The following is an 8,567-nucleotide window of genomic DNA, read 5'->3' as shown; positions in this document are numbered from 1 at the left end:
CACATGGTGTTGACGATGAGCCCGATGTGGGTGAAGTAGTTCAGCCCGCCGAAGACCAGGAAGGCGAGCCCGGCCAGCCCCCAGGCGACCCCGATCACCGGGGTCATCCAGCGCCTGGGGGCGCGCAGCGCGAACGGGAAGAGCAGCGCCCCGACGCCGACCAGGACGTACAGCCCGGACATGAAGCTGGCCTCCAGCCACGGCCAGTCCGAGAACTCCCCGGAGATGGGCTCCTCGGGCGGGGCGGCGAAGAGCGTGTACTTCCAGCCCGCGGCGGCGATGCCGAAACAGGCGAGCCCCATGCCGAAGACGAACACCGAGATCGGCGCGGCGACCCGGGTCGTCCGGTCGGTGCCGTCCACGGCGAGGAGCTCGCCGCCGCGCTTCCAGAGGTAGAAGGCGGCGGTGAGCAGGAAGACGCCGAACGCCAGGGCGGGTTCGCCGAAGATGACGTTGTCGAACGGGAAGCCCTGCCCGGCCAGCGGCCAGGTCAGGGTCATGTGCAGGCCGGTGGTGACGAGCGTGAACCCGAGCGCCGCGAAGGCCAGCGCCCAGCCGTCGAGCGTGGCGCCGGCCCGGCGGGCGAGGAGCAGGCGCCCCAGGGCCACCACGAGGAGCAGTCCGGCCCCGGCGGCCACCGACATGATCGTGTTGTACGTCGGCATCCGGGCCCAGTCGATCTTCAGACCGGATGCGGCGAGTGGCATGACGTGCTGAATCATGGGTGAGGCATGACGCAACGCGCTCCGCCGCTACACCCCGCGCCGCGCCGGTTCACCCGACGGGCCCACCGACTCCGCTCCGACCGCCCCACCCGCGCGCCCGCGCCACCCCTGGCACAGACTGGTGGGGGACCGACGCTGCCCCGCGACGCTGGGAGAGGCATGCTGCTGGGACTCACCACCGCGCTGGTCGCCACCGTCTGCTTCGGCTTCGGGGCGGTCTTCCAGGCCCGGGGGGCGCGGTCGGCCCCGCGTGCCGACCGGGTCCGGGCGGGTCTGCTGGCCGCCCTGCTGCGTTCCTGGCAGTTCATCACCGGCACGCTGCTGGACATCGTCGGCTTCGTGCTGAGCATCGTCGCGCTGCGCACCCTCCCGCTGTTCCTGGTGCAGGCCGTCACCAACGCCAGCCTGGCCGTCACCGCCGTGGCCGCCGTCCGGCTGCTGGGCGCGCGGCTGCGCCGGGGGGACCTCGCGGCCATCCTCGCGGTCGTCGTCGGACTGACCCTGCTGGCGCTCGGCTCCGGGCAGGAGGGCCGCAACCACGCCGCGCCCGCGTTCCACTGGTCGCTGCTCGCCACCACCGCCGCCGTGCTGCTCGCCACCCTGGTCCTGGTGCGTCGGCGGGGCACCGCGGCCGCGGCCGGGCTGGGCCTGCTGGCCGGCGTCGGCTTCGGCGTGACCAGCCTGGCCGTACGGGTCCTGGACGCCTCCGGTCCGGTCGCCGTCCTCACCGACCCCGCGGCCTACGCCCTCGCGGCCGGCGGCCTCGGCGGCTACCTCGCCTACGCCCTGGCCCTGCAACGCGGCACGGTGACGGCCGCGACCGCCGCCGGAACGGTGACCGAGACCTTCGGCCCGGCGCTGGTCGGCGTGGCGGTGCTCGGGGACGCCACCCGCCCCGGGTTCGAGTGGTGCGCGCTGACGGGCTTCGCGGTCGCGGTGGGCGGCACCTTCGCGCTCTCCCGCTTCGGCGAGCCGGAGGGAGAGTCCGCCGGGCCGGTCGCCCCGCACCGCGACGCCGCGTCGGAGCCGGCCGCCCCGCCGCCCCGGTAGCCCGGGCGGCGCCGCCATGCGAAGGTGGCGTGCCGGACAAAACGGACGGCGACCCGGTCACAGAGCGGCAGGTGCCCGATGGCGGAGGAGCCCCACCCCCGACCCCGGAGGTCGGACCCGAAGGACATCGTGGACACCGTGGACACCGAGGCCCCGGAGCGCCGGACGGACCGGCCCGGCCGCCCCGTCGCGCTGATCACCGGCGCCTCCTCCGGGATCGGCCTCGCCACCGCCACCCGCCTGGCCGACGCCGGCTGGCACACCCTGCTCTCCGGCACCGACCGCGCCCGCCTCGACGACCTCGCCGAGCGCACCGGCGGCCGGGCCCTGCCCGAGGACCTGGCCAAGCCGGACGGCCCCGCCCGCCTGGCCGAGGCGGCCCTGGCCGAGGCCGGCCGGGTGGACGCCCTGATCGCCAGCGCCGGCCTGGGCTGGCGCGGCCCGTACGCGCGGACGCCCTCCGACACCCTGGACCGGATGATCGAGGTCAACCTCGCCGCCCCGCTGCGCCTGGTCCGCCTGCTGCTGCCCGGCATGCTGGAACGCCGGCGCGGCCGGATCGTGCTGATCGGCTCGATGGCCGGCCAGGTCGGCGTGCGCGAGGAGGCCGGGTACGCGGCCACCAAGGGCGGGCTGGCGATGTTCGCGGAGAGCCTCTGGTACGAGCTGCGCGGCACCGGGGTGGGGGTGCGCCTGGTGCTGCCGGGGGCGGTGGACACCCCGTTCTTCGACCGGCGCGGCACCCCGTACCAGCGCGAGCGGCCGCGCCCGGTCCCGGCGGAACGGGTCGCGGACACCGTGGTCGCGACCATCGCCACCGGGCGCGACCGGCTGTACGTCCCGCAGTGGCTCGGCTTCCCGGCCCGCGTCCACGGCGTGGCGCCCGGCGTGTTCCGCCGGATGGCCGCGCGCTTCGGATGAGCGCCGCCGCGCACCGGGCGGGCACCGCCGTCGCGGCGGCGCTCGCCGCCGCCACGGCCGTCGAGTTCCTGCACCTGGCCCCGGCCGCCGTCCGGCTGCCGCCGCTGCGCCGCACCCTGGCCCGCCGCACCGCCGGCCACGGCACCGCACCGGCCCACATCGCCCTGACCTTCGACGACGGCCCCGATCCGCGTGGCACCCCGTACGTCCTCGACGCGCTGGACGACCTCGGCGCCCGCGCCACCTTCTTCCTGCTCGGCGAGATGCTGGAGCGCGCCCCCGCGCTCGGCCGCGAGCTGGTGGCGCGCGGCCACGAGGTGGCCGTCCACGGCTGGTACCACCGGACGCAGCCGTATCCGGCCCCCGTCCGCGACCTGCGCGAACTGCGCCGGGCCACCGAGGCCGTGGCCGGACTCTGCGGCGCCCGCCCGCAGTGGTACCGCCCGCCCTACGGCGTCCTGACCGCGGGCCCGGCCCTGGCCGCCCGCCGCCTGGGCCTGCGCAGCGTGCTGTGGACCGCCTGGGGCCGCGACTGGACGGCGCGGGCCACCGGCGAGTCCGTCTACGCGACCGCCCGCCCCGGCCTCACCGCCGGCGCCACCCTCCTCCTGCACGACTCCGACCGCACCTCCGCCCCCGGCTCCTGGCGCGCCACCCTCGCCGCCCTCCCGCTGATCGCCGCCCACTGCCGCGCGCACGGGCTCGCCCTCGGCCCGCTGCGCGACCACGGGGTGCCGCCCGGCCGTCGCTGACCGGCCGTGGCCGACCGGCGGGGGCGCCGGCCCGGGAGGGGGCGCCGACCTGTGCGGGGCGTGCGGCGGGGGTGCCCGGCTACCCCAGCCCGATCCGCCGCAGAGCCGACCCGAACCCCTCCTGCCAGGCCGCCGGTGTCGCGCCCGCGGACGGCGGGGGATCGGGGCGGCCCAACGCGGCCAGGGCGTTGCGGACCACCTCGGCGGGGCGGGCGGTGGCGACCTCGGCGTGGCCGAGCTCCAGCTCGTGTTGGAGGTTGTCGCGCCCGTGCCCCTGCACCACGTCGAGCAGCAGCAGCCGCCGGCCCAGCGCCCGGGCCTCGCTACAGGTGTCACCCGAGGCGGTGACCACCAGGTCGGCGGCGGACATCAGCTCGGCGATCCGGTCGGTGTAGCCGAAGGGGTGCAGCCGGGGCTGCCGGCGCGCGGCGTCCCGCAGCAGGCGCTCCAGCTCCCGGTTGCGCCCGGCCACCGCGAGCACGTGCGGCCCGGCGGCGGCCAGCTCGGCGGCGGTCCGGGCGAGCGGGCCGAGCCCCCAGGCGCCCGACATCAGCAGCACGCACCGGGCGCCGTCCGGCACGCCCAGCGCCGAACGGGCCGCGGCCCGGGTCGGCGGCCGGTAGAAGGGCCCGCGCAGCGGCGCGGGCACCACGACGACGTCGGCCTCCGGCCGGTAGCGCCGCACCGCGCACGCGGCGACCTCCGAGGTGACCAGGAACAGGTCCGTCCCCTCCTGCACCCAGAGCCGGTGCGGCGTGACGTCGGTGCAGAACACGAAGTGCCGGAACTCCCGCTCCGGGGCCTGCCGCAGCAGCCGGTTGACCGCGGAGGTCGCGGTGGCGAACACCGAGACCACCAGCCGCGGGCGCTGCGCCTCGATCAGCTCCCGCAGCGCCGGGACCAGCCGGTGGCGGGCCGCCGCGTCGGCGAGCAGCGCGATCCGGGCGCCGGGCCGCAGCGCGGAGAAGTGGAAGGCGTCGTACACCCCCGGCAGGTCGAGCAGCCGGCGGAACACCGCCTCCCCGGCCGCGCCCGAGCGCTGCCCGAGCAGGGCCATGGCGTCGACGGTGTGGGTGCTCCAGCCGCGCTCCCGCAAGGTGTCGGCGCAGGCCCGCGCCATCACGTCGTGGCCCTGTCCGAGCGAGCCGGAGACCAGCAGGGCGTGCGGCATCGGGCGGCCCCGTCAGGTGCGGGCGGCCGGGCCCACGGAGGCCCGGTACCAGTCCGCGTACCGCCGGACCCCGTCGGTGAAGTTGGTCTGCGGCGACCAGCCCAGCAGCCGCTTGGCCTGTGCCGAGGAGATCCGCCGCCCGGTGTAGTCGGCCTTCCGCCCGTCGACGTGCTCGATGCTGACGGGCCCCAGCAACTGGTCCACGGTGTCGGCGATGTTCCGCACCGTCACGGCCGTCGAGCCCTCCAGCGCGAAGGTCTGGTCCTCGGCGTCGGGGGAGAGCGCCCGGACGTGGGCGTCGGCGAGGTCCTCGACGTAGACGAAGTTGCGGCTCTGCCGGCCGTCGCCGGCGATGGTGATCGGCCGCCCGGCCAGCGCCGCCTGGACGAACCGGGCGACGACCAGTTCGTTCCGCATCCGGGGGCCGTACGGGATGCCGTAGCGCAGGATGGTGAAGTGCTGCCCGTAGAGCTCGCGGTAGCTGTGCACCAGCATCTCGGAGGCGAGCTTGGTGGCCACGTACAGATGGCCGCTGCGCTCCAGCTCGATCGGCACGTGTTCGTCCAACTCCTGCTCTCCATCGTCGAGTTGACCGTCGGAGAGGGCGGCGCCGTAGACCCAGACGGTGCTCGCCAGCACCGTGCGGCTCAGACCGCTGCGCCGGGCGGCCTCGAGGACGGCCTCGGTGCCGCCGATGTTGCTGCGCACCGCGCCGACCGGGTCGGCGGACACCCGCTCGACGTCGGCCATCGCGGCCAGGTGGTAGACCACCTCGCTGCCGGCCAGCGCCGCGGTCAGCGCCCCGAGGTCGAGGACGTCGAGCCGCGCGTGCTCGGCGTCGGGGTTGAGGTACTTGTCGGTGGTGTCCACGGCGAGGACGTCGTGGCCGGCCGCGATCAGGTGGTCCACGACGTGTGAACCGATGAACCCGCAGCCCCCGGTGACGGCGATCCGCACGGTCTTGCTCCCTTCGCTCCGGTCACCCGGCCAGGCGGCGGTGCACCGCGGACACGGCCTCGACCACCTGTTCCGTCTCGTCCTCGGTCATGTCGGAGTGCACCGGCAGGCAGACCTGCCGCGCGCAGACGTCCTCGGCCACCGGCAGCGGCCCACGCCGGTGGGGGGCGAGCACCGGCTGGAGGTGCAGCGGCAGGTCGTAGACCTCGCCGGACAGCCGCACCCCGTGCTCCTCGGCCACCAGCCGCTTGAACTCCGCCCGGTCCACCCCGGCGGGCAGCAGCGCCACGTACTTGTAGTAGTTGCCGCGGCAGCCGGGCGGCTCGAGCACCGGGTCGAGGCCGTCCAGGCCGGCCAGCGCCGCGTCGTAGCGGCGGGCGACGGCCCGGCGGTTCTCGACGAACTCCTTCAGCCGGCGCAGGTGCACCGCGCCGATCGCGGCGTGCGGCTCGCTCATCCGCCAGGCGTGGCCGGGCCTGACGTGGTGGTTGGTGGTGAAGGAGCCCTTGCCCTGGTCGCGGTAGACCCGGGCCTCGTCGCGCAGCTCCGGCGACTCGGTGAGGATCATCCCGCCCTCGCCGCTGGTGGTGACCTTGGTCGGGTAGAAGGAGAAGGCCCCGGCCAGGCCGAAGGTCCCGGCGGCGCGCCCGTCGAAGCTGCTGCCGTGGGCGTGCGCGGCGTCCTCCACCAGCGGGATGCCGCGCCGGTCGCACAGCGCGCGCAGGGCGCCGGCCTGCGGGCCGACCAGCCCTCCGATGTGCACCAGGACGACGGCGGCGGTGTCCGGGGTGAGCGCGGCCTCCAGGGTCTCGGGGGAGAGCGCGAGGGTGGCCGGGTCGACGTCGGCGAACACCGGGCGGCCGCCCGCGTGCAGCACCGCGCCGGCGGTCGCGTAGAAGGTGACGGCGGGGACGACCACGTCGCGGCCCCGGACGTCGACGCTGCGCAGGATCACCTCCAGCGCCGCGGTGCCGCTGCTCACCGCGACGGCGTGCGAGGCGCCGTGCTCGGCGGCGAAGGCCTGCTCGAAGCGCTCGGTCCACGGACCGAGGGTGAGCGAACCGGTGCCGAGCATCTCGGTCACCGCCTCGGCGACCGCCGCGCGGTCGTTCTCGTCGAACACGATGCGGGCGGCTGGAACGCCCATGGGGCACCTCCGGCGGCGGGCTGCGAGAGCAGCACCGATCGGGTCGGATCCTCCCGAACCGCACGGAAAGCGGACGGGTCAGGAGGATCACGCTACTTCGCCCACCGGGCCGCGGCCCGCCGTCGCGGTCCGCGCGAGTGACCGGACCTGCTTCCGCCGCAGGTCGGAGCGCTGCCACCGGTGCGGGGCGCGCGCTCCTCCGTACGGGGGAGAGCCGTACTGCGTCCGTAGTACGCAAACGGCCTGCGCAGGGACGACGACGGATGAGGGGACGGCGATCAAGGATGGGTCATGCTGCGGCGGACCCGCGTCCACCAGGACGCCCGGCCCGCCGTGGTGCGTCCAGTTCCAACGAACCGCATCCGAAGGAGTCCGCTCTCCCGTGGCCACGTTCCTCTACCGTCTGGGCCGATGGACCTTCGTCCGGCGCCGGCTGGTGACCTTCCTCTGGGTCGCCGTGCTGGCCGCCGTCGGGGTCCTGGCGGCCAAGGCGCCCGCCGCACCCGACGACGGCTTCGCGATGCCCGGCACGGAAGCGCAGAAGGCCTTCGACCTGATGAACGAGCGCTTCCCCGGCGGCCACGCCGACGGGGCCTCGGCGCGCATCGTGTTCGTCGCCCCCTCCGGCCAGAAGATCACCGCCGCCCCCAACCAGCAGGTGGTCGAGCGCACGGTCGACGAGGTCGCCAAGTCCGAGCAGGTCACCGGCGCGGTGAACCCGTTCAAGATGCAGGGCGCCGTCTCCCAGGACGGCACCACCGCGTACGCGACGGTCAACTACTCCGCCAAGGCGGGCGAGGTCTCCAAGACCGCCACCGACACCCTGGAGCAGGCCGCCCAGCACGGCCGGGACGCCGGGCTCAAGGTCGAGATCGGCGGCAACGCGCTGATGGCCAAGCCCGACGCGGGCGGCAGCAGCGAGGCGATCGGCATGGCGCTGTCCGCCGTCGTCCTGGTGATCACCTTCGGCTCGCTGCTCGCGGCCGGCCTGCCGCTGCTCACCGCGATCATCGGCGTCGGCCTCGGCATGGGGCTGATCACGGCGCTCGGCAGCACGCTCGGGCTCTCCGCCACCACCGGCACGCTCGCGATGATGCTCGGCCTCGCGGTCGGCATCGACTACGCGCTGTTCATCGTCTCCCGCTACCGCGCGGAGCTCGCCGAGGGCCGGGCACCCCAGGAGGCGGCCGGCCGGGCGGTCGGCACCGCCGGATCCGCGGTGGTCTTCGCCGGCCTCACCGTGGTGATCGCGCTGGCCGGCCTCTCCGTGGTCGGCATCCCGATCCTGGCCAAGATGGGCATGGCCGCCGCCGGGACGGTCGTCATCGCCGTGCTGGTCGCGCTCACCCTGGTGCCCGCGCTGCTCGGCTTCCTCGGCCGCAAGGCGCTGCCGCGCAAGGCCCGCAAGGCCCGCGGTGCGGCGGCCCCGGCCGCGAAGGAGAACGGCGGCGCCCGCTGGGCCCGGTTCGTCGTGCGCCGCCCGCTCGCGGTGCTGCTCGGCGGTGTGATCGGCCTCGGCGTGCTCGCCGCCCCGGCGCTCGACCTGCGACTCGGCCTGCCGGGCGACGAGGCCAAGCCGACCTCGACCACCCAGCGCCGCGCCTACGACCTGCTCTCCGAGGGCTTCGGCCCGGGCTTCAACGGCCCGCTGACGGTCATGGTCGACGTCAAGGGCGTCGCCGACCCGAAGGCCGCCGTCAACGCGGTCGAGAAGAAGGTCTCCGGCGTGCCCGGGGTCGTCGCGGTGACGCCGCCGATGTTCAACAAGGCGGGCGACACCGCCATCCTGAACGCCGTCCCGGCCACCGGTCCGAGCGATGCCAAGACCAAGGACATCGTGCACG

8 protein-coding genes are annotated in these 8,567 nt (G+C 75.6%); 4 read left to right on the top strand and 4 right to left on the bottom strand.

The features are described from left to right. Nucleotides 1-707: DUF981 family protein (locus tag ACFRMQ_RS33950; RefSeq protein ID WP_380734618.1), on the bottom strand; the 707-nt coding region annotated here is incomplete at its 3' end. A gap of 177 nt (nt 708-884) precedes the next feature. On the opposite strand from ACFRMQ_RS33950, the gene ACFRMQ_RS33945 reads away from it, so the two are divergent. From ACFRMQ_RS33945 to ACFRMQ_RS33935, 3 genes are all read left to right on the top strand, one after another. Then, on the top strand, nt 885-1,775 hold the full coding sequence (locus ACFRMQ_RS33945) for a DMT family transporter (protein WP_380734617.1): 891 nt from the start codon (nt 885-887) through the stop codon (nt 1,773-1,775). 129 nt (nt 1,776-1,904) lie between these two features. Further along, nucleotides 1,905-2,696, top strand: coding sequence for an SDR family NAD(P)-dependent oxidoreductase (locus ACFRMQ_RS33940; protein ID WP_380734616.1), 792 nt, complete (start codon nt 1,905-1,907; stop codon nt 2,694-2,696). Then, entirely contained in the window at nt 2,693-3,448 is a 756-nt protein-coding gene (locus ACFRMQ_RS33935) for a polysaccharide deacetylase family protein (RefSeq protein ID WP_380734615.1), read from the top strand. Before ACFRMQ_RS33940 ends, ACFRMQ_RS33935 begins: the two co-directional genes overlap by 4 nt. Before the next feature lie 79 nt (nt 3,449-3,527). Here the strand turns inward: ACFRMQ_RS33935 and ACFRMQ_RS33930 are convergent, their stop codons facing one another. Genes ACFRMQ_RS33930 through ACFRMQ_RS33920 form a run of 3 tightly spaced genes read right to left on the bottom strand, consistent with a single transcriptional unit; the run spans nt 3,528 to nt 6,723 of the window. After that, a complete protein-coding gene (locus ACFRMQ_RS33930) occupies nt 3,528-4,619 on the bottom strand; it encodes a glycosyltransferase (RefSeq protein WP_380734614.1) in 1,092 nt (363 codons plus the stop codon). 12 nt (nt 4,620-4,631) lie between these two features. Continuing rightward, nucleotides 4,632-5,576, bottom strand: a complete 945-nt coding sequence (locus ACFRMQ_RS33925; protein WP_380734613.1) for an NAD-dependent epimerase/dehydratase family protein — start codon at nt 5,574-5,576, stop codon at nt 4,632-4,634. A gap of 22 nt (nt 5,577-5,598) precedes the next feature. Further along, a complete protein-coding gene (locus ACFRMQ_RS33920; RefSeq protein WP_380734612.1) occupies nt 5,599-6,723 on the bottom strand; it encodes a DegT/DnrJ/EryC1/StrS family aminotransferase in 1,125 nt (374 codons plus the stop codon). Nucleotides 6,724-7,105: 382 nt separating this feature from the next. On the opposite strand from ACFRMQ_RS33920, the gene ACFRMQ_RS33915 reads away from it, so the two are divergent. After that, nucleotides 7,106-8,567 (top strand): MMPL family transporter (locus ACFRMQ_RS33915; RefSeq protein ID WP_380734611.1); only part of this gene is annotated, 1,462 nt, incomplete at its 3' end.

Origin of the sequence: Kitasatospora sp. NPDC056783 (assembly GCF_042789895.1) — a bacterium.
In the GTDB taxonomy this organism is placed as follows: domain Bacteria; phylum Actinomycetota; class Actinomycetes; order Streptomycetales; family Streptomycetaceae; genus Kitasatospora.
The sequence above is the reverse complement of the archived record's forward strand: the minus strand, read 5'-3'. Positions and strand labels throughout refer to the sequence as shown.

Coding starts and splice junctions, on each gene's coding strand:
- ACFRMQ_RS33935 (WP_380734615.1), top strand. CDS start 2,693: ATGAGCGCCGCCGCGCACCGGGCGGGCACCGCCGTCGCGGCGGCGCTC.
- ACFRMQ_RS33945 (WP_380734617.1), top strand. CDS start 885: ATGCTGCTGGGACTCACCACCGCGCTGGTCGCCACCGTCTGCTTCGGC.
- ACFRMQ_RS33920 (WP_380734612.1), bottom strand. CDS start 6,723: ATGGGCGTTCCAGCCGCCCGCATCGTGTTCGACGAGAACGACCGCGCG.
- ACFRMQ_RS33930 (WP_380734614.1), bottom strand. CDS start 4,619: ATGCCGCACGCCCTGCTGGTCTCCGGCTCGCTCGGACAGGGCCACGAC.